At 72.7% G+C, this 23,854-nt stretch carries 21 protein-coding genes; 9 read left to right on the top strand and 12 right to left on the bottom strand.

All coding sequences use genetic code 11. From position 1 onward, the window contains the following. Nucleotides 1–266 precede the first annotated feature (266 nt). The 3 genes from ACWCYO_RS02710 to ACWCYO_RS02700 form a co-directional block, all read right to left on the bottom strand. Entirely contained in the window at nucleotides 267–1,607 is a 1,341-nt protein-coding gene (locus tag ACWCYO_RS02710; protein WP_449783125.1) for a phosphoribosyltransferase family protein, read from the bottom strand. Between the two features lie 560 nt (nucleotides 1,608–2,167). Further along, complete coding sequence (locus ACWCYO_RS02705; protein ID WP_449783124.1) at nucleotides 2,168–3,883, bottom strand: acyl-CoA dehydrogenase family protein; 1,716 nt, start codon at nucleotides 3,881–3,883, stop codon at nucleotides 2,168–2,170. 138 nt (nucleotides 3,884–4,021) lie between these two features. Continuing rightward, a complete protein-coding gene (locus ACWCYO_RS02700; protein WP_449783123.1) occupies nucleotides 4,022–4,576 on the bottom strand; it encodes a PadR family transcriptional regulator in 555 nt (184 codons plus the stop codon). Nucleotides 4,577–4,774: 198 nt separating this feature from the next. On the opposite strand from ACWCYO_RS02700, the gene ACWCYO_RS02695 reads away from it, so the two are divergent. Beyond that, the gene (locus ACWCYO_RS02695) at nucleotides 4,775–5,245 is read left to right on the top strand and encodes an SPW repeat protein (RefSeq protein WP_270142380.1); all 471 of its coding nucleotides are present in this window, start codon (nucleotides 4,775–4,777) and stop codon (nucleotides 5,243–5,245) included. A gap of 130 nt (nucleotides 5,246–5,375) precedes the next feature. Here the strand turns inward: ACWCYO_RS02695 and ACWCYO_RS02690 are convergent, their stop codons facing one another. Together ACWCYO_RS02690 and ACWCYO_RS02685 are read right to left on the bottom strand one after the other, a co-directional pair. Next, nucleotides 5,376–6,782 (bottom strand): class II fumarate hydratase, encoded by a 1,407-nt coding sequence (locus ACWCYO_RS02690; protein ID WP_449783122.1) that lies wholly within the window; start codon nucleotides 6,780–6,782, stop codon nucleotides 5,376–5,378. A gap of 133 nt (nucleotides 6,783–6,915) precedes the next feature. After that, nucleotides 6,916–7,686: a carbon-nitrogen hydrolase family protein gene (locus ACWCYO_RS02685; RefSeq protein ID WP_449783121.1), complete on the bottom strand. Its 771-nt coding sequence runs from the start codon at nucleotides 7,684–7,686 to the stop codon at nucleotides 6,916–6,918. A 95-nt stretch (nucleotides 7,687–7,781) separates the two neighbouring features. Here ACWCYO_RS02685 and ACWCYO_RS02680 point away from each other — a divergent pair, with 95 nt between their 5' ends. Continuing rightward, a complete protein-coding gene (locus tag ACWCYO_RS02680; RefSeq protein ID WP_449783120.1) occupies nucleotides 7,782–8,015 on the top strand; it encodes a hypothetical protein in 234 nt (77 codons plus the stop codon). A gap of 246 nt (nucleotides 8,016–8,261) precedes the next feature. Next, entirely contained in the window at nucleotides 8,262–10,229 is a 1,968-nt protein-coding gene (locus tag ACWCYO_RS02675) for a cholesterol oxidase substrate-binding domain-containing protein (RefSeq protein WP_449783119.1), read from the top strand. 245 nt (nucleotides 10,230–10,474) lie between these two features. Here ACWCYO_RS02675 and ACWCYO_RS02670 read toward each other — a convergent pair whose 3' ends face one another. Then, nucleotides 10,475–10,789, bottom strand: a complete 315-nt coding sequence (locus ACWCYO_RS02670) for a hypothetical protein (protein ID WP_449783118.1) — start codon at nucleotides 10,787–10,789, stop codon at nucleotides 10,475–10,477. Nucleotides 10,790–10,929: 140 nt separating this feature from the next. Here ACWCYO_RS02670 and ACWCYO_RS02665 point away from each other — a divergent pair, with 140 nt between their 5' ends. The 6 genes from ACWCYO_RS02665 (at nucleotide 10,930) to ACWCYO_RS02640 (ending at nucleotide 16,961) form a co-directional block, all read left to right on the top strand. Next, a complete protein-coding gene (locus ACWCYO_RS02665) occupies nucleotides 10,930–12,117 on the top strand; it encodes an acyl-CoA dehydrogenase family protein (RefSeq protein ID WP_449783117.1) in 1,188 nt (395 codons plus the stop codon). Between the two features lie 183 nt (nucleotides 12,118–12,300). After that, nucleotides 12,301–12,675, top strand: coding sequence for a hypothetical protein (locus ACWCYO_RS02660; RefSeq protein ID WP_270142368.1), 375 nt, complete (start codon nucleotides 12,301–12,303; stop codon nucleotides 12,673–12,675). Beyond that, nucleotides 12,672–13,484, top strand: coding sequence for an ATP-grasp domain-containing protein (locus ACWCYO_RS02655; RefSeq protein ID WP_449783116.1), 813 nt, complete (start codon nucleotides 12,672–12,674; stop codon nucleotides 13,482–13,484). Before ACWCYO_RS02660 ends, ACWCYO_RS02655 begins: the two co-directional genes overlap by 4 nt. A gap of 163 nt (nucleotides 13,485–13,647) precedes the next feature. Further along, nucleotides 13,648–14,526, top strand: a complete 879-nt coding sequence (locus ACWCYO_RS02650; protein ID WP_449783115.1) for an alkaline phosphatase family protein — start codon at nucleotides 13,648–13,650, stop codon at nucleotides 14,524–14,526. Nucleotides 14,527–14,942: 416 nt separating this feature from the next. Then, entirely contained in the window at nucleotides 14,943–15,425 is a 483-nt protein-coding gene (locus tag ACWCYO_RS02645; protein WP_270142365.1) for a hypothetical protein, read from the top strand. A gap of 222 nt (nucleotides 15,426–15,647) precedes the next feature. After that, a complete protein-coding gene (locus ACWCYO_RS02640) occupies nucleotides 15,648–16,961 on the top strand; it encodes a multidrug effflux MFS transporter (protein ID WP_449783114.1) in 1,314 nt (437 codons plus the stop codon). A gap of 155 nt (nucleotides 16,962–17,116) precedes the next feature. Here ACWCYO_RS02640 and ACWCYO_RS02635 read toward each other — a convergent pair whose 3' ends face one another. From ACWCYO_RS02635 to ACWCYO_RS02610, 6 genes are all read right to left on the bottom strand, one after another. After that, the gene (locus ACWCYO_RS02635; RefSeq protein ID WP_449783113.1) at nucleotides 17,117–18,859 is read right to left on the bottom strand and encodes a glycosyl hydrolase family 18 protein; all 1,743 of its coding nucleotides are present in this window, start codon (nucleotides 18,857–18,859) and stop codon (nucleotides 17,117–17,119) included. Nucleotides 18,860–19,404: 545 nt separating this feature from the next. Next, on the bottom strand, nucleotides 19,405–19,959 hold the full coding sequence (locus ACWCYO_RS02630) for a hypothetical protein (protein WP_270142360.1): 555 nt from the start codon (nucleotides 19,957–19,959) through the stop codon (nucleotides 19,405–19,407). 194 nt (nucleotides 19,960–20,153) lie between these two features. Beyond that, nucleotides 20,154–21,095 (bottom strand): ABC transporter substrate-binding protein, encoded by a 942-nt coding sequence (locus tag ACWCYO_RS02625; protein ID WP_449783112.1) that lies wholly within the window; start codon nucleotides 21,093–21,095, stop codon nucleotides 20,154–20,156. Between the two features lie 54 nt (nucleotides 21,096–21,149). Further along, entirely contained in the window at nucleotides 21,150–21,827 is a 678-nt protein-coding gene (locus ACWCYO_RS02620; protein WP_270142356.1) for an ABC transporter permease, read from the bottom strand. Then, nucleotides 21,824–22,492 (bottom strand): ABC transporter permease, encoded by a 669-nt coding sequence (locus tag ACWCYO_RS02615; protein ID WP_270142354.1) that lies wholly within the window; start codon nucleotides 22,490–22,492, stop codon nucleotides 21,824–21,826. Before ACWCYO_RS02615 ends, ACWCYO_RS02620 begins: the two co-directional genes overlap by 4 nt. Then, nucleotides 22,482–23,693, bottom strand: a complete 1,212-nt coding sequence (locus tag ACWCYO_RS02610; RefSeq protein ID WP_449783111.1) for an ABC transporter ATP-binding protein — start codon at nucleotides 23,691–23,693, stop codon at nucleotides 22,482–22,484. The genes ACWCYO_RS02615 and ACWCYO_RS02610 overlap by 11 nt, the downstream gene beginning before the upstream one ends. Nucleotides 23,694–23,854 lie beyond the last annotated feature (161 nt).

Genomic DNA, 23,854 nt, shown 5'->3' with positions numbered 1-23,854 from the left:
CTCGTTCCTCCACTCAGGGCCTCGGCGTTGAGGCTTCCGGGGGTTTCCGGGGCTTTGGGGCTTCCGGTGGGATCGCGTGGATCGCCGCCGCACGGCGGACGGGTGGGCGGTGCGGTTGCGCAGAGCTTGCTCCTGTCGTGAGGGTTGGGCAACAGGTCGATTTTTCACTGCTCAATGTGTACAAGCTGATCAGGAAATCCTGGCTGCGGCTGCACAAAATGCGCTGCCACCGGGCGGTGCTCGCACGAAATCTGCGCAACCTGTCGCTACCGCTCCTCGGCGCCCGGGCCGTCGGGGGACGGCAGGTGGCGCAGGAACCAGTCCCCGGCCAGCTCAGCGGCCTGGTCGAGGGTGCCCGGCTCCTCGAACAGGTGGCTCGCGCGCGGTACCACCGCCAGCTCGCTCTCGCCCGGCAGGAGGGCCCGCGCCTGCCGGTTGAGGTCGAGCACGGTGGCGTCCAGGGACCCGACCACGAGCAGGGTCGGTGCGCTCACCCGGCCCAGGACGTCAGGCCCGGCGAGGTCCGGGCGCCCGCCCCGGGAGACCACCGCGCGCACGGCCGGGCCCAGCTCGGCGGCGGTGTACAGCGCGGCGGCCGCCCCGGTGCTGGCACCAAAGAGGCCCAGTGGCAGGCCGCGCGCGCCGTCGGTGCGGTCCAGCTCCCGTGCGACGGCGGTCAGCCGGGAGCCGAGCAGCCCGACGTCGAACACCTTGCGCCGGTCCGGCTCCTCGGCCTCGGTGAGCAGGTCGAACAGCAGGGTGCCCAGGCCCGCCCGGTTCAGGTACCGGGCGACGTGCCGGTTGCGCGGACTGTGCCGGCCGCTGCCGCTGCCGTGCGCGAACACCACCATCCCGCGTGCCCCGGCCGGAACGGCCAGCCGACCGGCCAGGCGGACCCCGGCGACGGGCAGCAGCAGCTCGCGGTCGACACCGCCCGGATCCCCGGACCGTTCCCCCTCGCCCCGGGCCTCGGCCAGCAGCCGCAGCACCTCCTCGTCACCGGTCTGCGAGAAGTCGGCGTAGAACTCGCCGATCGCGAAGAACGGGGACGGCGTGTCGACGCAGACCAGCTCGTCGGCGACCTCGGACAGCCGGTCCGTCCAGTCCCGGGGAGCCACCGGGACGGCGAGCACCACCCGGGCCGCGCCGCGCGCCCGGACGATCCGGCAGGCCGCCTTCGCGGTGGAGCCGGTGGCGATGCCGTCGTCCACCACGAGCACCGTGCGTCCGCGCAGGTCGGTGGCCGGGCGGTCGCCCCGGTAGCGGCGCGCCCGGCGCGCCAGTTCGGTTCGCTCGCGCTGCTCCACCCGCGCCAGCTGCTCGTCGCCGACGCCGGCGAGCCGGAGGATCTGCTCGTTCAGCACCCGGACGCCGTCCTCGCCGATCGCCCCCATGGCCAGCTCGGGCTGGTACGGCACACCGAGCTTGCGGATCACGCAGATGTCCAGCGGCGCGCCGAGCGCCGACGCGACCTCGGCGGCCACCGGCACCCCGCCCCGGGGCAGGGCGACCACCACGGTGTCGGGGCCGGCGAGGTGCGCGAGGCGGGCGGCCAGCCGACGGCCCGCATCGGTGCGGTCGGTGAAGTGGGTTCCGGTGACGTGCATGACACGGCCTCCGAGTTCCACCGTACGCCGGTCGCGGCGGGTCGGTGCGGGCGTGTCCCGGGCGCTCCCGGCCTGGGCCGGGACCGGGCGGGCGTACGGGCGGGACACGGTGGGCGCGGGGCCGGGACGGGCCGGGAGCAGGCCGGGAGCGGGACGGGACGACACCCCCGTGCGACCGGGACGGCGGGTGGCGGACGGTGTTCCGCAGAGGCGGTCCACCGAGCCCGCCCACCGCCGAAGGAGCGTCCGACATGCCGGGCACCGTCATCACCGACCTGCGCCGACGCGGCGCCGCCGTCGACCCCGGCCGCCTGCTCGCGGGCCCGCTGCGCGCCGTCGGCCTGCAGTGGCTCGAACCGGGGTGCGGCGCCGAGGTGACCGCCGAGGCCGCCGAGCACGCGCTGTACGTCACCGTCGGCTCCGGCCTCGCCGCACTGCCCGAGAACGTCGTCCACCCGGGGCCTCGGCGACAGCTGAGCCGCCCGGGGCCACCGTGGGATGTGGTCCGGGGGTGCCGGTCCGCCGACCGGCACCCCCGGGGTCTTTCCGGTCCTGCCGGGCTACGGCTGCATCTCGTACGCGCCGGAGAGCGCCTCGACCCGGGCCCACACCTTCGCGGCGCGCTCGGCGTCCGCCACCGGGCGGCGCACGTTCGCCAGCGCCCAGGCGGCCTGCTCCTCGGTGGTGGAGGACTTGCCGTGCAGCTCGGTCGCGTGCGCGGAGAAGTCGCGGACCAGCGCGTCGAAGATCTGGTCCAGCACGTCCCCACCCTCGTCGGACGCGGTCAGGCCGGTCAGCTCGGCCTGCTCCAGCACCAGCTGGCCGTAGACGATCAGCGCGAACAGCTGGCCGATCTCCAGCAGGAAGTCCAGGTCCGCCTGCTGCTCCTTGCTCGGGGCGTGCTTGAGCAGCAACTCGCAGAAGCCGTCGGCCTGTTCGCGGAAGCGGGCGACGTTCGGCAGCTGGGCGTGCCGGTCGTAGGCGGCGCGCCAGTCGTGGAAGCGGATCGCGCCGAGGCCGCGGGCCGGGCCCTGGCGGAACAGGAAGGCGTCGTCGGTGGCGTCCAGCCTGGTCGGCACCGGCACGTAGTCGGCGGGCGCGAACAGGTAGTTGCCCATGAACTTGAGGATCAGCGCCAGGTTGACGTGGACGGTGCCCTCCAGCTTCGGCAGGCCGCGGATGTCCTTGGCGGCCTTGTCGAAGTAGGTGTCCGCCTCGAAGCCCTTGGCCGCGATGACGTCCCACATCAGGTCGATGACCTTCTCGCCCTCGGTGGTGACCTTCATCTTGGTCATCGGGTTGAACAGCAGGTAGCGGCGGTCCTCGGGGGAGGCGGTGCGGAAGTAGTCCACGGCCCGCGCGCTGAACAGCTTCATCGCCACCAGGCGGGCGTACGCGTCGGTCAACTCCCGCCGCACGTGCGGGAAGTCGGTGACCTTGCGGCCGTACAGCACCCGGTTGTGGGCGTGGGTGACGGCCTCGTACATCGCGTGCTCGCAGATGCCGACCGAGGCGGTGCACAGGTTGAACTTGCCGACGTTGACGGTGTTCAGCGCGGCGTCGAAGGCGGCCTGGCCGGTGTGCAGTACGTCCTCGGCCCGGACGGGGTAGTCCTCCAGGCGGAACTCGCTGACGTACATCTGGGCGTTCACCACGTTCTTGACCAGGTGGTACGCCTCGTGGCGGCTGTCGGCGGCGAAGAAGACGTAGCCCTCGGGGCCCTCGACGTCCGAGCGGCGGCCGAAGACCGAGACCAGGCCGGCGACGTTGCCGTTGCCGATGTAGTACTTGGAGCCGGTCGCGGTGAAGCCGCCCTCGCCGTCCGGGGTGAGGATCATGTCGGTGGAGTAGATGTCGGCGCCGTGGGTGCGCTCGGACAGGCCGAAGGCCATCACGTGGCCCTCGGCGAGGAGCTTGGCGGCGCGGGCCCGGACGGCCTCGTTCTCGCTCTGCCAGACCGGGCCGAGGCCCAGGATGGTGACCTGCCAGGTGTACCAGTAGCCGAGGCCGTAGAAGCCGAGGATCTCGTTCAATTCGGCGATCCGCGCGGTGTCCCAGCGCTTGTCAGGGTCGGCCGCGGAGGGGGTCAGGAACTCCGCGAACAGGCCTTCCCGGGCGGCGAATTCGAGGAAGTCGGCGTACCAGGCGCGGTCTATGTAGGTGTCGATGAGCGCCTTCTTGCCGCGGGACTCGAACCAGTCGACGGTCGCGCGCAGCAGCCGGCGGGTCGGCTCGTCGAACTGCGCGGGGTCGTAGGTGCGCGGGTTGAAGAGCATCAGGGGCTCCCTGGGGTCGAGGGTGTGAGGGCGGGCTCGGCGGAGCGGGGTTCAACTGACAGGTTTCAGCGAACAGATTTCAGCGAACAGATTTCAGATGTTGTCATCCGTCATCTGTCATCCGTCTTCTGTTCCTTGTCATCCGCTCGCGAGTCGGCGCAGTGTGGCGAGCACGTCGTCCAGCCAGGCGAGGTTCATTCGCTCGAACTCGATGCCGCCGCGCAGCACCAGGTGCTGCAGCTCCTGCCGGGTGTCGAGTGCGTCGAGGTCGGGGAAGTCCCGCTGTTCGCCGTGCAGGTAGCGGGCGAGCAGGGCGGCATGGCTCTCGCGGTGCCGTTCGACCTCGGAGATCAGCGCGGTCAGCGCGGCCGGGTCGTCGAACGCGGCGGCCCGGATCTTGACCGCGAGCTCGTGCCGCACCGTCTCCGGCTCGACCGGTTCGCGCAGCCACTCGGCCAGCGCGGCCCGTCCGGGTCCGGCCGCCGAGTACACCTTCTTGTCCGGGCGGCCCTCCTGCGCGACCTCCTCGGCGGCGACCCAGCCGTCCGCCTCCATCCGCCGCAGCACCCGGTAGATCTGCTGGTGGGTGGCGGTCCAGAAGCGGCCGATGGAACGGTCGAAGCGCCGGGCCAGTTCGTACCCGGAGCCCGGCTGCTCCAGCAGCGAGACGAGGATCGCGTGCTCCAGTGCCATGCCCGCATCCTGCTATGCAACGAGTTGCATAGGCAACGTCCTTCCGGAGTGTTGAGACGCAGGTCACCGGCGTGATCGGATGGTTATCGGTGATTCCGGACAATCAGGTGCAAAACCTTGGAGAAGCGCCAGAATGGGTACGGGGCACGCCCCCTGGCACGCCCCCTTCCATGGTCCGAACCACAGGAGGTGGTATCGGTGGCAACCCACATGCCGACGGGCATGGAACACCACCCGGACATCGTCGAACTCCGGGAACACTACGAACGGGTCACCTCGACCCCGCGCGCCCAGGGCGTCGAAGCCCTGGCCGTACTGGCCGGCCTCTTCCTGGCGACATCGCCTTGGATCGTCGGCTTCACCGCGTTCAGCACCCTGACCGTGACCTGCCTGATCGTGGGTCTGGCCTACACGGCGCTGATGGCCGGCTACGGATCGGCCTACGAGCGCACCCACGCGAGGGCCTGGGCGGCCGCCGCGCTCGGTGTCTGGACGATCATCTCTCCCTGGGTCGTCTCAGGGTCCGTCGCACGAGGCAAGAACATCATCACCTGCGTCATCGTCGGTGCGGTGATGTTCCTGCTCGGCCTCGCGGCGCTCTCGATGGCCACGATCACGGCGAACGGAGCAGCGATGCGGCTCGGCCGGGCCGGCCGAGCCAAGGGCTGATCTTCCCCACAGCCCGCGTCCGGGGAGCGGAGGGCACGCCTGCCCGCCGCGCCCCGGCGCACGTCAGAGGCCCCGGTGCGCCGCTGAGCGGTTCCGACCGGGTGTCGCGTGCCAGGTTCCGGGTTCCGGGTTACGGGTGCGTCATCCGCAGCACGTCCAGCGCCCGGTCCAGCTGCTCCTCGGTGAGCTCGCCCCGCTCGACGTACCCGCGCTCCAGCACCACCTGGCGGATCGTCTTCCGTTCGGCCAGCGCCTGCTTGGCGACCTTCGCCGCCTCCTCGTACCCGATGTACCGGTTCAGCGGCGTCACCACCGACGGCGAGGACTCGGCGTACTCGCGGGCCCGTTCGACGTTCGCGGTGATGCCGTCCACCGTCCGGTCGGCCAGCAGCCGGGCGCTGTTGGCGAGCAGCCGCACCGACTCCAGCACGTTGCGGGCGATCACCGGGAGCATCACGTTCAGCTCGAAGTTGCCGCTCGCGCCGGCCAGCGTCACCGTCGCGTCGTTGCCCACCACCTGGGCGGCGACCATCAGCACCACCTCGGGCAGCACCGGGTTCACCTTGCCCGGCATGATGGACGAACCGGGCTGTAGATCCGGCAGATTGATCTCACCCAGACCGGTGCGCGGGCCGGAGCCCATCCATCGCAGGTCGTTCGCGATCTTCGTGAACCCGACCGCCACCGTGCGCAGTTGGCCGCTCAGTTCGACCAGCGCGTCCCGTGCGCCCTGCGCCTCGAAGTGGTCGCGGGCCTCGGTCAGCGGCAGGCCGGTGGCCCGGGCCACCTCCTCGATGACGGCCGCCGGGAAACCGGGCGGGGTGTTGATGCCGGTGCCCACCGCCGTTCCGCCGAGCGGCAGTTCGGCGACCCGGGGGAGCGTGGCCAGCAGCCGTTCCCGCCCGTGCCGCACCTGCGCCGCGTAGCCGCCGAACTCCTGGCCGAGGGTGACGGGTGTGGCGTCCATCAGGTGCGTGCGGCCCGACTTGACCACCTGTGCGAACTCGACGGACTTGCGCTCCAGCGCCTCCGCCAGGTGCTCCAGCGCCGGGATCAGGTCGTGGGTGACGGCGGCGGTGGCGGCGATGTGGATCGAGGACGGGAACACGTCGTTGGACGACTGGCTCGCGTTCACCTGGTCGTTCGGGTGGACCGGCCGCCCCAGCCGCTCGCCGGCCAGGGTGGCGATCACCTCGTTGGCGTTCATGTTGGACGAGGTGCCCGAGCCGGTCTGGAAGACGTCCACCGGGAACTGGTCGTCCCAGCGGCCCTCAGCGACCTCCTCGGCCGCCGCCGCGATCGCCCCGGCCGTCTCCTCGTCCACGACCCCGAGGCGGGCGTTCACCCGTGCCGCGGCCGCCTTGATCCGGGCCAGCGCGGCGATGTGCGCGCGCTCCAGCCGCTGGCTGGACACCGGGAAGTTCTCCACCGCCCGCTGCGTCTGCGCCTGCCACTTCGCTGCGGCCGGCACCCGTACCTCGCCCATCGAGTCGTGCTCGATCCGGTACTCCTGCGGCTTCTCCCGCTCGTCGCCCATCGCGCGCTGCACCTCCTGTACGGGCCGTTCGGCCCGGTCACGGGACTTCCGATCACGACAGCCGCGCGCGGGCCCCGTGTATTTCCACCCGGGGCCCGCGATCTTTCGATCCGGGACGCGACGTGCGGCGTGGCTACCGCCGGGGCAGCTCGGCGCGGACCAGCTCGCCCGGCTCGGTGCCCGCCTGGGCGACCGACGACCCGTCGGGTGCCCAGATCCCGGAACCGCCCGAGCTGTCCGGGAACACGCCGGTCGGCCCCGCGCAGGTGGACAGCACGACCCAGACCCCGTGCGCGGTGGCGCGGGCCCGGCAGTGGCCGTCCCGTCGCTCGGCCTGCGCGGCGCCCGGGCCGTACAGGGTGGAGGCGACGTAGGCGTCGATGCCGAGCGCGGCGGTCTCCTCGGCGTGCGTCGGGTCGGCGGCGTCGGCGCAGACCGCGAGGCCGAGCCGCAGCCCTTCCAGCTCCAGCACGACGGGCTTCTCGCCCGGGGTGAAGCGGGCGGGCTCGCCCTCGCCGTGCAGGCGCATCTTCCGGTAGACGACGGTGGCGCCCTCGCCGGTGACCGCCAGGGTGGCGATCGACTCGTGCCCGTCGACCGCCGCGACCGGCGCGCCGACCAGCGCGAGGGCGCCGGTGGCGGCGCAGGCCTCGACGAGTGGGGCGAGCCGCGGGTCGGCCGGGTCGATGGCGGGGGCGGCCAGGTCGTAGCCGGTCAGCGACAGCTCGGGGAACACCACCAGGCGGCTCCCCGCCGCCCGGACGGCCTCGGCGTGCCGCTCGACGTTGACGGCCAGGGTGTCCGGGCGGCCGCGGTCGGCGCAGAGGGGCTGGGCGACGGTGACGGTCAGCGGCGCGGACGAGGGCACGGCGGGGCCTCCGGACGGGTGGGGGTCGGTGGTCAAGATCAACCTATGCGGCCACCGAGGAGCCGGGCAAGCGTCCGGAACCCGGTCCGGCTGCGTTGGCCGCCCGCTCCGCCGGGGCCCACCATGGCGGCATGTCCTGCCTGAAGGACACCAACGGCAAGGCCTTCGCGGGGTTGCACGGGAACGAGCTGGTCTGCCGGCTCGGCCGGGACTCGGCGGAGCACGCGGAGGCGCTCGCCCTGGCGGGGGCGCACCCGTTCGATCCGGCGGGCGGGCGGCCGATGAAGGACTGGGTCTGCCTGCCCGGCACGGCGGCCGACCGGTGGCAGCAGTACGCGGAGGCCGCCCTCGCCGCGCCGCGCTGACCCCGGCCCGCCCGGAGGCGGCGCGGAAGGGGTGGAGGGGGTGGACGAGGTGGGCGGAGTGGATGGGGTGGACAGTGGACGGGTCTCACCCGTTCGCGTCATGATCACTCGAACGAGTGATATCCCGGCCGGATCGCTTCAAACGGCCGTACGGCACTTCGTACGCTCCTGACCGGGTCGGGCGGACACCGACCGCCCCGGAGCACCGCAGCCCGGCCCGGGGGACTGACGCAGGGGGCGGACCGGATGACCACAGGACACGACGACCACAGCGCGAGCGGCGCGAACAGTGCGCGCGATGCGAACAGCACGAACAGCACGAACAGCACGAACAGCACGAACGGCGCGGCGGACGGCCGGGGCAGTGGGCGGGGCGCCGGACGCGGCCTGAGCAGGCGGCAACTGCTCGGCGCCTCCGCGGCATTCGGCGGCGCGGCCTGGCTGCTGCGCGGCACCATCGGCCCGGACAGCGCGGAGGCCGCCACACCGGTACCGCCCGGCCTGCCCGCCGACACCGAGCTCTACCAGCGGGTCTTCCAGAACTGGTCCGGCGAGGTCCACACCGACCAGCTGTGGACCTGCGCGCCACGCACCCCCGCAGAGGTGCCGGCCCTCGCCGACTGGGCGCACGCCAACGGCTGGCGGCTGCGTGCCTCCGGCTACCGGCACACCTGGGCACCGCTCACCGTCGCCAACGGGACCCCGGACAGCGCCCGCGTCCTGGTCGTGGACACCAGTCGCTACCTCACCGCCATCACCGCCGACTCGCCCACCACCGTCCGGGCGCAGAGCGGCGCCAGCATGGAGGCGCTGCTCGCCCACCTGGCCGACCGCGGCCTCGGCCTGACGGCCTGCCCGGCGCCCGGCGACCTCACCGTCGGCGGCGTGCTCGCCATCGGCGGCCACGGCACCGCCGCCCCGGCCGACGGCGAACTGCGCCCGGACGGCCACGGCTACGGCTCGGTCAGCAACCAGGTGGTGCGGCTCACCGCCGTCGTCCTCGACCCGGCCACCGGCCGCTACACGCTGCGCACCTTCGACCGCGCGGAGGCCGACAGCGCCGCCTTCCTGGTGCACCTGGGCCGGGCCTTCCTCACCGAGGTCGTGCTGCGCGCCGGCGCCGACCGGCCGCTGCGCTGCGTCAGCCGGCTGGACATCCCGGCGAGCGACCTGTTCGCCCGTCCCGGTGCCGCCACCGGCGGCGGACTGCTCGGGGGGCTGTTGGGCGGCGGCGACGGCCCGCGCACCCTCGCCGACTTCGTCGAGCGCGACGGCCGGGTCGAGGCGATCTGGTTCGCCTACACCGACTACCCGTGGCTCAAGACCTGGACCGTCGCTCCGACCAAGCCGCTGTCCTCCCGGGCCGTCGACCAGCCCTACAACTACCCCTTCTCGGACAGCGTTCCGGAACCGGTCGCCCGATTGGCCGGCCAAATCGTCTCCGGCGCTTGGGGATCGGCCCCGTTGTTCGGCCAACTCCAGTACCTGGTCGCCAAGGTGGCGCTGACCGGTGACCTCACCGACGTCCTGCTCTCCGGCGGACTGCTGCGCGAACTGCTCACCGGCGACCTGATCACCCACTTGCTCGCCGGCGGCCTGCGCTCCGACCTCTGGGGCCCCTCGCGCACCCTGCTGCAGTACGTCCGGCCCACCACGCTGCGGGTCACCGCCAACGGCTACGCGATCCTGACCAAGCGCGCCGACCTGCAGTGGGTGGTCAGCGAATTCGCCGCCCACTACCGCCAGTTGCTCGCCGAGTACCAGGCCCGGGGCGAGTTCCCGGTGAACGGCGCGGTGGAGATCCGGGTCACCGGCCTGGACGACCCGTCGTACTCCGGCGTCCCCGGCGCCCGGTCCCCGCTGCTGTCCGCGCTGCGACCGCGGGCGGACCGGCCGGCGTGGGACACCGCGGTCTGGCTCGACGTCCTCGCCTTTCCCGGCACGCCCGGACTGGAGCCCTTCGCCCGGGAACTGGAGCAGTGGCTGCTACGCACCTTCGACGGCACCCGGGCCGGCCTGCGGGTCGAGTGGTCCAAGGGCTGGGCCTACACCGCCGAGGCGGCCTGGTCGGACCAGGACCTGATCGGCCGGGTCATTCCCGACAGCCTGCGCGCCGGGGGTGGGCCCGGCTGGGACGAGGCGGTCGCCGTCCTGGACCGGTACGACCCCCATCGGGTGTTCGGGAACCCGTTCCTGGACGGGCTGTTGAAGTAGCCCGAGCCGGATGACCCGGAACGGGGCGAGGCGAACAGCTGACAGATTTCGAAATCTGTTATCCGTTATCCGTTAGCTGTCATCTGTCATCTGGTCGCCGGGGTGCTCGCGTGGCGCCGGGCGCCGTCCCCCGCGGTGGTCGTCGCCGGTGCGGCGACCACGGCGGTGCTGCGGCTGTGCGGAGTGGCGTGAGTGGGTGAGTCGGTGAGTGAGGGCGGGCGGAAGCCCGCCGTCGACCGTCACTGTCAGCCGTCCTCCGCCACCCGCTCCGCTTGCACCTCGGGCCGCTTGCTATCCGACAGCACTTCCCACACCTTGAACACGCAGTGGTAGTCGCGCATGCTCCCCTGCGAGATCAGCAGGTAGGTGTCCCCGTCCCGGAGCAGCGTCTGCCGCCGGCTGGTCATCGGGTGGTCCGGCGTGTAGGTCGGGACGATCCGCCGCAGCTCCGCGACGGCCTCCTCGCGGGTCCCCTCGACCTCACCGAGCACCTTGCTGCCCCAGGTGCGGTCCCTGCCGACGCCCACCGTCTCCTCGACGACCAGTGCCCAACGCGTCATGCCCCGTCTCCCCTTGCGTGTTCCGTTCCGGCTGTCCCGGCGGCGCGACATGTCGCCTTCCTCACTCGTTCCGGCCGGTCCGAGGTCGGGAGGGTTGCGGAATACTCGCCGGTGTCCCGCCGAGACTACAAGGAGCTTCAATGACGAAGCCGACCCGGATCGACCCGTCCGACCTGCTCGCGGTCGGCGACCTCCTCTCCGACGAGGAGCGGCTGATCCGCGACACCGTCCGCCGTTTCACCGAGGAGCGGATCCGCCCGCACATCGGCGACTGGTTCGAGCGCGGCGTGTTCCCGGCCCGCGAACTCGCCCCCGAACTCGGCGCCCTCGGCGTGCTCGGCATGCACCTCGACGGCTACGGCTGCGCGGGTGCCGGCGCCGTGGCGTACGGGGTCGCCTGCATGGAGCTGGAGGCGGCCGACTCCGGGCTGCGCAGCTTCGTCTCCGTCCAGGGTTCGCTCGCGATGCGCTCGATCCACGCCTTCGGTTCCGAGGAGCAGAAGCAGCGCTGGCTGCCCGGCATGGCGGCCGGTGAGCTGATCGGCTGCTTCGCCCTCACCGAGCCCGACTTCGGCTCCGATCCGGCCAACATGCGCACCCGGGCGGTCCAGAAGGGCGGCAAGGGCGGCGACTGGGTGCTGTCCGGCAGCAAGATGTGGATCACCAACGGCAGCATCTCCGACGTCGCCGTGGTCTGGGCGCAGACCGAGGAGGGAGTGCGCGGCTTCCTGGTCGAGCGCGGCACCCGCGGCCTGACCGCGACCGACGTGCAGGGCAAGCTCTCCCTGCGCGCCTCCGTCACCAGCGAGCTGGCCTTCGACGAGGTGGTGCTGCCCGCCGACGCCGTACTGCCCGGCGTCACCGGTCTGCGCGGACCCCTCTCCTCGCTCAACGAGGCCCGCTACGGCATCCTCTGGGGCACTGTCGGCGCCGCCCGCGACTGCTACACCGCCGCCCTCGACTACGCCAAGACCCGCATCCAGTTCGACCGCCCGATCGCCGGCTTCCAGCTCACCCAGCAGAAGCTGGTCGAGATGATGCTGGAGGTCGAGAAGGCCTACCTGGTGGCGCTGCGGATCGGCCGGCTCAAGGAGCAGGGCGCGGCCCGCGCGCCGCACATCAGCTTCGGCAAGCTCAACAACGTCCGCGCCGCGCTGGAGATCGCCCGCAGCGCCCGGACCGTCCTCGGTGCCAACGGCATCACCACCGAGTACCCGGTGCTGCGGCACGCCAACAACCTGGAGTCGGTGCTCACCTACGAGGGCACCAGCGAGATCCACACCCTGGTCCTGGGCGAGGCCATCACCGGCGAGTCGGCCTACCGCTGACGGGCCGTCCGGCCCTCCCGGGCGCGGGTGCGGGCGCGAATCGGGCCGTTGCCGGATCAGGCCGGACCGAAACCGGACCGGAACCGGACTGGGCTGGGCCGGCCCGGATCCGGTTCCAGACCGGAACCGGCCCGGGCGAAATCCGGTGGCCGGGCCCGTCGCGGCCCGGCTACCGTCCCTGCCATGACCAGTCAGTCCGTCCAGCCGCCCCCGACCACCACTCTCTGGCGCCCCACCGGCCCGCAGGAGCTGGCCCTGGTCGAGGCCGCCGACTGGCGTGCCTGGCCGCCCCGGCTGCCGGAACAGCCGATCTTCTACCCCGTCCTCAACGAGGACTACGCGATCCGGATCGCCCGCGACTGGAACGTGCCCGCCTCCGGCGTCGGCTACGTCACCCGCTTCGAGGTGGAGACGGAGTTCCTCGCCCGCTACCCCGTCCAGCAGGCAGGCGGTCGGACGATCCTCGAACTCTGGGTGCCGGCCGAGGAGTTGGACGAGTTCAACCGGCACATCGTCGGCCGCATCGAGGTCGTCCACGAGTTCCGGGCGGAGCGGTGAGCGCCAGCAGCACGCCCGTCCTGCTCACCTCCGCCCAGTCGACCAGCACCACCGCGCTGCTCACCGGGGCCGCCGCCCGCCGCGGCCTGGCCACCGCCGTGCTGACCGGCCCGGACACGGTCGAGGAACTCGCCGGGCGGCCCGTCCACTGGTACGGCGGGCCGCTCGCCGCCGCCCGGATCGCGGCGCCGCTCGGCCTCGCCCTGCTCGAGCCCGAGGACGACTGGCTCGCCCGCCTGCCCGAGGAGTTCACCCGCCGCCGGATCGAACTCACCACCCTCGCCGAGGCCTGGACGCTGCGCCACCCGGCCTTCGTCAAGCCGCCCGCCGACAAGTCGGTCCAGCCCGCGGTCTACCCGGACGGCTCCCGGCTGCCCCGCAGCGGCGAGCGGATCGGCCCGGACACCCCCGTCCTGATCAGCGAGCCGGTGACCTTCGCCGCCGAGTACCGGCTGTTCCTGCGCGACGGCGAGGTGCTGACCGGCAGCCGCTACGCCCGCTTCGGCCGACTCGACCCGGCGCCGCTGACGGCGGCCGCCACCGCCTTCGCCCACCGGCTGCTCGACGCCGTCGGGGACACCCTGCCCAGCGCCGTCGCCCTGGACGTCGGCCCGATCGCCGACCCGTACGACCCTGCCGAGCACTGGGCCGTGGTCGAGGCCAACCTGCCCTGGTTCGCCCACTGCTACGCCGCCGACCCGGGCCGGGTCCTGGACGTCGTGCTGCGCGCGGCGGGGCCGGCCGGCCAACTCGCCGAGTCCGACCGCCGCTTCGTCCGGACGATCCCGACGATCCGTACGATCGGCTGACGACGGGCGGGTGCCCGCGACCGGTCGGCCGCCCGACACCTCACGGACACCCGCCGTTCGACGGCCGGACGCCGAACGGTACGGCGGGCCGTGAAGCATGGCGCGGTCGGCGGCGCCCTCGGCGGGCGCGGCCGGGTGTGCACGACCGAGAGGAAGCCCCACCATGTCCGCAGCCCAGTGGCCCCGCCCCCGCGTACTCGTCGTCGGGATCGACGGAGTCCGCCACGACTACCTGGCGCAGGTGCCGATGCCGCGCCTCCAGGAGGTCGCCGACGCCGGGTTCCTCGTGCCGGTCACCGTCGCCGACACCACGCCCACCATGTCCGGGCCCTGCTGGGCCACCATCGTGACCGGCGTCGAGCCCGCCAAGCACGGCGTCTGGGGCAACCACCTGGGCGGCAACCGGCTGGACGTCTTCCCCGACTTCGCCACCCGCCTCAACCGCGGCGACCGCCGCCGCACCTTCGTCGCGGCCGGCTGGGACCCACTGATGATCAACGAGTCCGGCGGCCCGCTCTTCCGCGCCCCCGGCCGGCTCTCCTACATAGCCCCGGCCGAGGACACCCCCCAGGCCTGGGAGACCGTCGACGAGGAGGTCACCCGGGAGGCCGTCCACGTCCTCGGCACCGCCGACCCCGAAGCCTCCTTCGTCTACCTCGGCGCCGTGGACGAGACCGCCCACTTCCTCGGCTGCGGCGAGGAGTACCGCGCCGCCATGCGCACCGCCGACGAGCGCCTCGGCCGACTGCTGGACGCCGTCCGCGGCCGGGCCACCCACGCCGAGGAACAGTGGACCGTCATCGTGGTCACCGACCACGGGCACGTCGACGCCGGCGGCCACGGCGGCCGTACGGTCGAGGAGCGGACCGCCTGGGTCGCCTGCGCCGGGCACGACATCCCGGCCGGCCCGCCCACCGGCGAGATCCGCCACCCCGACGTCGCCGCCCAGGTGTACGCTTCGCTGCTGCGCCCGATCGACCCGCACTGGACCCTCGACGGCCGCCCCTTCCCGGTCGCCCGTCCGGTGCCCGCGGCCGTCTGACCCGTCCCGACCTGATCCCCTCCGTACCGCCGATGCCCCAGGTGCAGCAGGCCGGGCTGCGGCGGAGCCCCACCTGAGTCAGGCTCGATCGGGGCTCGGAGCGGACACGGAACCGGCGTGGCCGCCCGAGCACCGGAACGGCACGTACCTCGGGGACCGGGCCGGTGGACATACGCCTGAAGGTGGAGACGCTACCCCGTGGGTTGGGTGCAGAATCGCGACCTCGTGGTGACGCTCCGGCAGATCGGCCCGGGCCACGATGGGTACCCCCGACCGGCGGACCACTCCGCCCGGACGGGCCGCGGACGGACCCGCGACGGCTCCGTCCGCATCGGACGCACCGGTACCGGGCGCCTCGGTACCGGACGCACCGACGACGGACGCATCGGCAACGGACACGGAGAGGGCAGCCAGGCATGAAGGGCATCGTGAGCAAGGTCGCGCTGGGAGTCGCGGGCACCGGCATGGCCGTCGCCGTGGCCGCCGTGGCAGTCGGCCCGCGGGTGTCCGAGTGGTACGACGGGCGCCACCAGGAGCAGGCTTCGTACGACAGCGGCTCGCAGGCCAAGGCCGAGCGCCGCTCGATACCGACCTGGCTGCCCGACAACGCCTCCTCGGTGAAGTACCTGATGTCCACCACGGGCGACGATCGACTGCTGCGGGCCACGCTCCCCGAGGGGCGGCTGCCCGCCGGCTGCAGCACCGGGGCGCCGGGCCGGGGCCCGCACCCGGTGCCGGTCTCGCTCAAGGCGGGCTGGTTCCCGGAGGGCGTCGCGGCCAAGGCCATCGGCACCTGCGGGCACTACAATGTGACGCTCACCGGCAACCAGCTCTACGCGTGGCAGGACGGCGCGACGCTGCAGGCGGCCCTGCGGGCCGAGCACGTCGCCAAGCACTGAGGGTGCTGATTCGGGCGCTGACCGCGGATCAGCCGTCCTGACCAGGGAACGAACGGCCCGCCGGGCACCGGAAGGTGCGGGCGGGCCGTCGTCGTGCGCGTGCTGTGGATCGGCCGGTGGGCGGATCCGTCCCGGTGCACCCCCGCCGTCGTCCGTGCCCGCCGGGCTGCGATAGGACGGATCGCGAACGAATCCCACGTCACCGCGTCCGTTAGGAGAGCCATGCCCGGCCCGACCGTCGGCCCCGCCGACGAGACCTCCGTCGGCCCCGCCGACGACCCGTCGACCGCTTCCGCCCCGACCACCGGCACGTCGACGGCCCTCGGCCCGACCGGCCCCGGTCGGGCCACGATCGCCGTCCTCGGCGGCCTCGCCGCGCTCGGCCCGTTCACCACCGACCTCTACCTCCCCGGCCTGCCCGCGATCGCCGACGACCTGGCCGCCGAACCGGCGGCCGTCCAGCTCACCCTGACCTTCTCGATGTTCGGGGTCGCGGCCGGGCAACTGCTCTTCGGGCCGCTCAGCGACCGCTTCGGGCGCCGACCGCCGCTGCTCGCCGGACTGGTCGCCTACACCCTGTCCAGCGTGGTGTGCGTGCTCGCGCCGAACCTCTCGGTGCTGATCGCCGCCCGGTTCGTCCAGGGCGCGGCCGGGTCGGCGGGGCTGGTCATCGGACGCGCCGTCGCCCGGGACCGCTTCCAGGGCGTCGCGATGCTGCGCTTCCTCGCCTCGATCGCGCTGATATCCGGGCTGGCGCCGATCCTCGCCCCGATCACCGGGGCGCAGCTGATGCGCTTCACCTCCTGGCGCGGCACCTTCGGGGCGCTCACGGCGCTCGGGCTGCTGCTCGCCCTGGCCGCGTTCGGCGCACTGCGCGAGACGCTGCCGGCGTCGGCCCGGAACGGCGGCGGGGTGGGCGCGGCGCTGCGCACGATCGGGCGGCTGCTGCGCCACCTGCCGTTCCTGGGGCTGGCGTTGACCAGCTCGCTGGCGTTCGGCGCGCTGTTCGGGTACATCAGTGGCTCGTCGACGGTGCTGCAGCACGTGTACCAGGTCTCGCCGCAGACCTACAGCCTGCTGTTCGGACTGAACTCGGTGTCCATCGTGGTGATGACCCAGTTGAACGGGCGGGTGCTGGCACCGCGCTTCGCGGCGCGGTCGCTGATGCTGGCGGGGCTCGGGGCGGCGGTCGCGGCCGGGGTGGCGCTGGTGCTGCTGACGACGGTGTGGGACTTCGGGCTGGCCGGGTTCTGTCCGCCGCTGTTCGTGCTGATGGGCAGCCTCGGGGTGGTGCTGCCGAACACGGCGGCGCAGGCGCTGAGCCTGGTCGAGCCGCAGGCGGCCGGGACGGCCTCGGCGCTGCTGGGGACTGGCAACTTCCTGTGCGGCGCTGTGGTGGCGCCGCTGAGCAGCCTCGGCGGACGGCCGTCGGCGGTGTTGCTGGCGGTGGTGGTCCTGGGCTGCGGGGTGCTGGCGCTGGCGGCGTACCTGACGCTGTGCCGGCCGGGGCGGCTGCGGGAGGCGGCGGCGGGGTGAGGGCGGGCTCGCGGGTTGCGGGTTGCGGCGGACAGCTGACGCCTGACGCCTGACGACGAACGGATGACAGCTGACAGATGTTGAAATCTGTCAGCTGTCATCCGTCATCTGTTACCCGTTATCGGTTACCTGTCAGCCGTCGGCCGCCCCCGCCCTCAGGTGATCGAGAAGTCGTCCCCGTACACGCTGCCCTGCCCGTACCAGCCGTGCAGGTACACCGTGACGGCGCCGGAGGCGCCGGTGGTGAAGGGGACGGTCAGCTGGGTCCAGCCCGAGGAGTTGGTCCAGGTGCTGGCGGTGGCCCCGCCGTTGACGCCCAGGTAGGCGTAGTTGCCCTGCACCCAACTGCTCAGCGTGTAGCTGGCGTTGGGCTTCAGCGACACGGTCTGGGTGCACTCGCCGGTCTGGCTCGCGGAGGGCGCGGCCTGCAGCGCGTACGAGCCGGAGTGGACCGGCGCGGTCACCACGCCGCCGCCGCTCTGGCAGCTCCACGGAGCCAGGTTGCCGGTCTCCAGCCCGCCGTTGACCAGCCCGGTCGACGGAACCGTTCCGGTGACGGTCAGCGAGTAGGTCGCGGTGTGGGCGCCGGAGGGCGCGCTACCGGTGACCGTCAGCGGGTAACTCCCGGGCGCCACCGACGAGGTGGTGGCGATGTTCAGGGTGGCGCTGCCGCCGGCGGTGACGCTGCCGGGGGTGACGGTGGCGGTGACGCCGGCCGGGGCGCCACTCACGGAGAGGTTGACGCTCTGCGCCGAACCCGCCGTGACGGCCGTCGCGATGGCCGCCGAGGCGGACGAACCGGCGGACACCGTCCCGGAGTTCGGGTTCACCGCGACCGAGAAGTCGTTGATCACCGTCGAGCCGCTGGTGAACGGCGCGAAGAGGTGGGTGAAGTCCCAGGTGCTCTGGTTGATGCCGGAGCAGGAGTCGTCCCCGCCCTTGCCCGGGCAGCTGCCGTTGTCGCGCTGGAGCGCCCAGAAGGACAGCGTGTTGATGCCCTTCGAGACCGCCCAGTTGTACACGGTGGTGGCGTTGGCCAACGTGAAGGTCTCGGCCGCGCCGAAGTCGTCGATGCCGAGCATCTCGGTGATCCCGATCGAACCCCACAGCTGCGTCGGGGACTTGGACGGGTAGAGCCGGGCCAGCTGGTTGTACAGGCCCTGCGCCGAGGTCTGGGTGTCGGCCGCCATGTCGTGGGTGGCGTTGTCGTAGTAGTCGAAGGTCATCATGTTGACGACGTCGATCCGCGCGTTGTTGCTGACCGCGTTCCGCAGCACCGCGAGACCGCTGTCGGCCAGTCCGCTGGTGGTGGTCGGCAGCGTGTAGGAGAACTGGACGTTGCGCCCGTTGGCGGCGGCCCAGTCCTGCACGGTCTTGATCGCCTTGTTGCGGCGGTCGATGCCGGCCGTGTTGGTCAGCGAGTTGTCCTCGATGTCGAGGTCGATCCGGCTGATGTCGTAGGTGGTGATCAGGTTCTCGTAGGCGGCTGCGATCTGGTTGACGTCGGTGCAGCTGTCAGCCAGTTCGGTGCCGGTGTTGTCGGCGGTGTAGCCGCCGAAGGAGGGAATCACGTCCCCGCCGTTGGCGCGGATGGTGGCGATGTCGGCGCCGAAGGTCGAGGAGGAGACCGGCTTGGAGGTGTCGCCGTTCCAGTACGGGCTGCAGGAGCCCTTGGTGGCGGCCTGCAGGAAGGCCATCGTCAGGTACTTGGCGCCGGACTGCGCTGCCAGGGTGGCGGGGCTCTGGCCGGTCCAGGACTCGAAGTAGGGCGCGAAGACCCGGCTGGGGAGCGGGGTGGCGGCCTGGGCGGAGCCCGTCCCGGCGGCGACCAGACCGGCCGAGGCGGCCAGCGTGGCACAGGCCGTCAACGCGGCCTGGACGGTTCTGCGAAGACGCATGGATTCTCCAACAGACGTGGTGGGGCAGGAGGTTGGGGAGGTGCTGGACGGTCCGGTGCGTCGTCGGCCGTGTGGGGCCGGCCGCGCGGGCCCCGAACCGGGGGCGTTCGGTGCGGACGCAAGGGCGTGCGGAACCCACCGACTCGCGCGGAGGCGGGCGACGGTGTGAACGTGCGCGCGCCGCGCGGAGCGGGGGGGTGGAGCGGAGCAGGGCAGGGCGGTGCCTCAGCCGCCGGTGGTCACACCCCCACGGTGCATCCCGGTCGGATCGACATGCTTATGTTTGGACTAGACCACTGCTCTGTCAAGGGGCCTGACGGTTCGTCAACGTACCGCATCGGTCGCCGAAGGTGAGTGATCGGCGGCTTGGGATCGCCACGGGTTTGCCATGGGCATCGGGCGGCTCGGCTCGGTTCGCCGAGCGCCTCCTCGACCGCCACCCGCAGGAGACGCAGACGCCGGTGGCCGCGCACCGACGGGCGGGGCGCGGCCACGGCTGCCCGGAGCTCGGGACAACGGGGGGTTCGGGGGTGCGGCGGACGGCGTCAGCGCGACGGCGGGCAGAGGGTGGCGCGCAGCGCGTCGTCGATCTTCGCGGCGGTGTCCGGCCCGAAGCCCTGCGGGTGGTCGGGTGAGGTGAAGTGCTGGTTGGCCAGCTCGATCAGCTTCGCCTTGTCCTTGGGGAACTGGTACATCGCCTGGCACTGCTGGCGGGCCTGCTCCACCGCCTGGTCGGGCTTGCCGCCGACGATCGCCGGGTCGATCGCGTTCAGCGCGGCGACCACCTTGCCGGTCAGGTCGGCGTCCGGCTTGGCGGGCAGTCCGGCGTCGGCGGGCGGCGCGGGCTTGGCCGGGGTCGACCCGTCCGCGCCGGGTGCCGAGGGGTCGGACGGCGCGGGTGTGCCAGGGGTGGTGGGTGCCGTAGCGGTCGAGTCGGCCGTGGCGGCGCCGGACGGGGTGGCGACGGCGACGGTGGGGGAGCCGGCCGCGGCGGTGGCCTTGTCCGAGCCCGAACCCGAGCCGGAGCCCGAGCTGGAGCAGGCAGCGAGGCTCACCGCGGCGAGTGCCGTGAGGGAGGCGGCGAGGAGACGAGTGCGCATGCCGTCACACTGTCATGTTCGCGGCGTGGAAGGGAAGCCTCCGCTCGGGGTCCCCTCCGGCGGACGTGACGGCCCCGGGCACGGCGGACGGCGGCGCCGGAGGGAGCCGAGGAAGCCCCTTCGCGCCGCCGTCCACCGTACCGGTTCAGCAGCCCTCGGCCCTGAAACCCCAAGCCCTCAGCCGTGTTCGGCCGTCAGGCGAGTCCGTTGGCCTTCAGCCAGTCCTTGGCCACCGTCGACGGGTCCTCCTTGTCGACCGAGACGCGCTTCATCAGCCCCGTCAGCCCGGCCGTGTCGAGCTTTGCCGACACCGCGTTGAGCGCCGCCGTCGCGGTGGCGTCCACGCCCGCCTTGTTGACCAGCGGGGTGACGTTCTGCGCGCCGAAGACGTGCTTCGGGTCGGTCAGCGGGACGAGTTTGTACTGGACGATCTTCGGGTCGGTGGTGAACACGTTGCCGACCTGGATGCTGCCGTCCTTGAGCGCGTTCGCCGTGGTGTCGGCGGTGGGCTTCCACTCCTTGAAGGTCAGCCCGTAGACGTCCTTGAACTGCTGCTCGCGGCGGGACTTGAACTCCGGCGGGCCGCCGATGGTGAACTCGCCGGCCTTGGCGGCCAGGTCGGAGACGCTCTTGAGGTTGTACTTGTCGGCGGTCTCCTGGGTGACGCTGAGCGAGTCCTTGTCCTCGGCGGGGGAGGAGTCGAGGATCCCCAGCGAGGCGGGCAGCGCCTTGGCCAGCGCCGCGTCGACGTCCTGGGTCGTGACGGCGGTGTTCTTGGCGTCCAGGTAGGCGAGCAGTGCGCCGTTGTACTCGGGCAGGACGGTCAGGTTGCCGCTCTGCAGCTGCCCGTAGAGCACCTCGCGGCTGCCGATGTTGAACCTCTCCTCGACCTTGACGCCCTTGGCCTGGAGCGCCTGCGAGTAGATCGAGCCGAGCAGGACGTTCTCCGGGAAGTTCGCCGAGCCGACGACCACCGTCCCGCCCGAGCCGCCCGACCCGGCCGCACCGCCGGAGGCCGAGGCGCTCGGTCCGCCGCCGAGCGGGTCGCTGCTGCTCGCGGAGGAGCTGCAGGCGGTGGCGCCCAGGGCGAGCGCGGCGAGCGTGCCGAGGAGGACGGCGCGCCTGCTTCTCTTCATCGTCGACATGGTGACAGTTGTCCTTCCGGAGCGGATGGGAAAGGGGGGTGGGCCTCAGCGGGCCCGGCGCTGGGCGCGAATCCCGGGCGGGAGCGCGAACCGGGCGAGCAGCGCGAAGAACAGCTGGGCACCGACCGCGAGCAGTACCACCAGCAGCGCGCCGCCCACGGTCACCGCGTACTGCCGGGTGGCCAGCCCGTCGATGACGTAGCGGCCGAGGCCGCCCAGTCCGACGTACGCGGCCACGGTGGCGGTCGCGATCACCTGGACGGTCGCGGTGCGGAAGCCCGCCAGCAGGGTCGGCGCGGCGGACGGCAGGCAGACCTGGAGGAGCACCTGGGGATGGGTCAGCCCGATCCCGCGCGCCGCGTCCCGGACGTCCGGGTCGGTGCCGCGCACCCCCTCGACGGCCGCCACCAGCAGCGGCGGCGCGGCCAGCGCGACCAGCGGGATCAGCACGGCGGTGTCGCCGACCCCGGCGAGCAGCACCGCGAACGTCACCAGGCCGAGGGTCGGCAGGGCGCGGGCGGCCCCGGCGAGCGCCGTGACCAGGGTGACACCGCGCCCGGTGTACCCGATCAGCAGGCCGAGCGGGACGGCGAGCAGCGCCGCGTAGAACAGGGCCTCCCCGGAGAGCATCAGGTGCTCGGAGACCCGGTGCACGATCGAGTCCGGCCCGCTGCGGCGGGCCGGGTCGGAGAAGAAGTCGCTCAGCCAGTTCAGCCAGTTCACGAGCCCGCCCCCTGCTCCCGGACGGCCCAGGGCGCGAGCAGCCGGCGGGCGGCCACCAGCAGCAGGTCGACGGCCAGCGCCAGGACGGCGATCAGCGCGATGCCGGCCACGATCGGGGTCGGGAAGGTGCGCTGGAAGCCGTCGATGAACAGGTAGCCGAGCCCGCCGCGCCCGACCAGCGCGCCGACGCTGGCCAGCGAGATGCTGGAGACCGCGGCGACCCGCAGTCCGGCGATCAGGTACGGCACGGCGGCGGGCAGTTCGACGGCGGTCAGCCGGTGCCACGGCCCGTACCCCATCGCGGTCGCGGCCTGCCGGACGGAGTCCGGGACGGCGCGCAGTCCGTCCACGGTGGTCGGTAGCAGGACGGCGAGGGCGTAGAAGGTGAGCGGGATCATCACCGTCGCCTGGGTGGCGAGCCCGGTGTACGGGATCAGCACCACGAAGACGGCCAGCGAGGGCAGCGCGTAGACGATGTTGAAGACGGCGGACAGCGGCTGGTACAGCCGGGGGAAGCGGGCGCAGGCCAGACCGAGCGGGACGGCCAGCAGCAGCCCGATGAGCACCGGGACCAGGGCGATCACGGCGTGGTCGGCGAGCAGGTTGCCGAGGTAGCCGAGGTGGTCGCCGATCCAGTACCAGCGGACGATCGGTTCATCGTCCACCGTCGGCTCCGTCCGCCGCGCCGGTCTCGTCCGTCCCACCCACGGTGTCCGTCCTGCCCACGGTGTCCGTCAGGCCGGCGCTGTCCGTCACACCCGCGCTGTCTGTTACGTCCACGGTGTTCGTTACGCCCACGGTGTCCGTCTTGTCGGTCCTGACCGGCGCGAGGCCGACGGGCGTGAGCGCGGCGAGGACGGCCTCGCGGCTCGCGGTACCGATCGCCCGGCCGTCGGCGTCCAGTGCGACCGCGACCCCGGCGGGGGAGAGCACGGCGGCGTCCAGGGCGGCACGCAGGGTGTCGGTGTCCGGGTGGTAGCCGGCGGACGGCTGCAGTTCAGCGGTACCGGCGCCGCGGTCGATCCAGCCGATCGGGCGGCGCTCGTCGTCCAGGGCCAACTCCCAGCCACCGTAGCGGAGTCCGTCACCGACCGGGCGCAGTGCGACGGCCTTCGCGGGCCGCAGGCCGAGGCCGCGCAGGCCCCGATCGCGGCCGAGGAAGGCGGCCACGCCGTCGTCGGCGGGGGAGGTCAGCAGGGTGTGCGGGTCGGCCAGCTGGGCGATCCGGCCGTGTTCGCGCAGCACCACGACCTGGTCGCCGAGCCGGACGGCCTCCTCGATGTCGTGGGTGACGAACAGCACCGTCTTGTGCAGCTCGGACTGCAGCCGCAGCAGCTCCTCCTGGAGCCCGGCCCGCACCACCGGGTCGACGGCGCTGAAGGGTTCGTCCATCAGTAGCACCGGCGGGTCGGCGGCCAGTGCCCGGGCCACGCCGACCCGCTGCTGCTGGCCACCGGACAGCTGGAACGGGTAGCGCTTGGCGGTCTCGGGCGCGAGCCCGACCAGTTCCAGCAGTTCGGCGGCCCGGGCGCGTGCCTTCTTGCGGTCCCAGCCGAGCAGGTAGGGGACGGTGGCGATGTTGTCGATCACCTTGCGGTGCGGGAAGAGCCCGGCCTGCTGGATCACGTATCCGATGCCGCGGCGCAGCTTGGCGGGCTCCAGCTTCGCGACGTCCGTGTCGTCCAGCAGCACCCGGCCCGAGGTGGGCTCGACCATCCGGTTGACCATGCGCAGCAGGGTGGTCTTGCCGCAGCCGGACGGCCCGACCAGGACGGTTATCCGACCGGTCGGGACCTCCAGGTCCAGTCCCTCGACCGCGATGGTGCCGTCGGGGTGGCGCTTGCCGGCGCCCTCGAATCTGATCACGGAGTGTTTCCTCGTCAGGGCGCCCCGGGGAGGCGGCGCCTGTGTCGGTCGGTCGTTCGGGTCGTTCGGTTGACGGCGGTTGCACCGCCCGGGCGTTCTTCCGCCCGCGTGGCTGCCCAGCTTCGGACCGGCGGAAACTCTGATCAGACTATGACCTGCAT

The organism is Kitasatospora sp. NPDC001683, from assembly GCF_053596495.1.
Note: the sequence above shows the minus strand (reverse complement) of the source record. Positions and strands in the feature narration are given on the sequence as shown.

Excerpts from the sequence above, each read along its gene's own strand:
- ACWCYO_RS02710 (WP_449783125.1), bottom strand. The coding sequence starts at position 1,607 with ATGCACGTCACCGGAACCCACTTCACCGACCGCACCGATGCGGGCCGT.
- ACWCYO_RS02705 (WP_449783124.1), bottom strand. The coding sequence starts at position 3,883 with ATGCTCTTCAACCCGCGCACCTACGACCCCGCGCAGTTCGACGAGCCG.
- ACWCYO_RS02700 (WP_449783123.1), bottom strand. The coding sequence starts at position 4,576 with ATGGCACTGGAGCACGCGATCCTCGTCTCGCTGCTGGAGCAGCCGGGC.
- ACWCYO_RS02690 (WP_449783122.1), bottom strand. The coding sequence starts at position 6,782 with ATGGGCGACGAGCGGGAGAAGCCGCAGGAGTACCGGATCGAGCACGAC.
- ACWCYO_RS02680 (WP_449783120.1), top strand. The coding sequence starts at position 7,782 with ATGTCCTGCCTGAAGGACACCAACGGCAAGGCCTTCGCGGGGTTGCAC.
- ACWCYO_RS02675 (WP_449783119.1), top strand. The coding sequence starts at position 8,262 with ATGACCACAGGACACGACGACCACAGCGCGAGCGGCGCGAACAGTGCG.
- ACWCYO_RS02670 (WP_449783118.1), bottom strand. The coding sequence starts at position 10,789 with ATGACGCGTTGGGCACTGGTCGTCGAGGAGACGGTGGGCGTCGGCAGG.
- ACWCYO_RS02665 (WP_449783117.1), top strand. The coding sequence starts at position 10,930 with ATGACGAAGCCGACCCGGATCGACCCGTCCGACCTGCTCGCGGTCGGC.
- ACWCYO_RS02660 (WP_270142368.1), top strand. The coding sequence starts at position 12,301 with ATGACCAGTCAGTCCGTCCAGCCGCCCCCGACCACCACTCTCTGGCGC.
- ACWCYO_RS02650 (WP_449783115.1), top strand. The coding sequence starts at position 13,648 with ATGTCCGCAGCCCAGTGGCCCCGCCCCCGCGTACTCGTCGTCGGGATC.
- ACWCYO_RS02645 (WP_270142365.1), top strand. The coding sequence starts at position 14,943 with ATGAAGGGCATCGTGAGCAAGGTCGCGCTGGGAGTCGCGGGCACCGGC.
- ACWCYO_RS02640 (WP_449783114.1), top strand. The coding sequence starts at position 15,648 with ATGCCCGGCCCGACCGTCGGCCCCGCCGACGAGACCTCCGTCGGCCCC.
- ACWCYO_RS02635 (WP_449783113.1), bottom strand. The coding sequence starts at position 18,859 with ATGCGTCTTCGCAGAACCGTCCAGGCCGCGTTGACGGCCTGTGCCACG.
- ACWCYO_RS02630 (WP_270142360.1), bottom strand. The coding sequence starts at position 19,959 with ATGCGCACTCGTCTCCTCGCCGCCTCCCTCACGGCACTCGCCGCGGTG.
- ACWCYO_RS02625 (WP_449783112.1), bottom strand. The coding sequence starts at position 21,095 with ATGAAGAGAAGCAGGCGCGCCGTCCTCCTCGGCACGCTCGCCGCGCTC.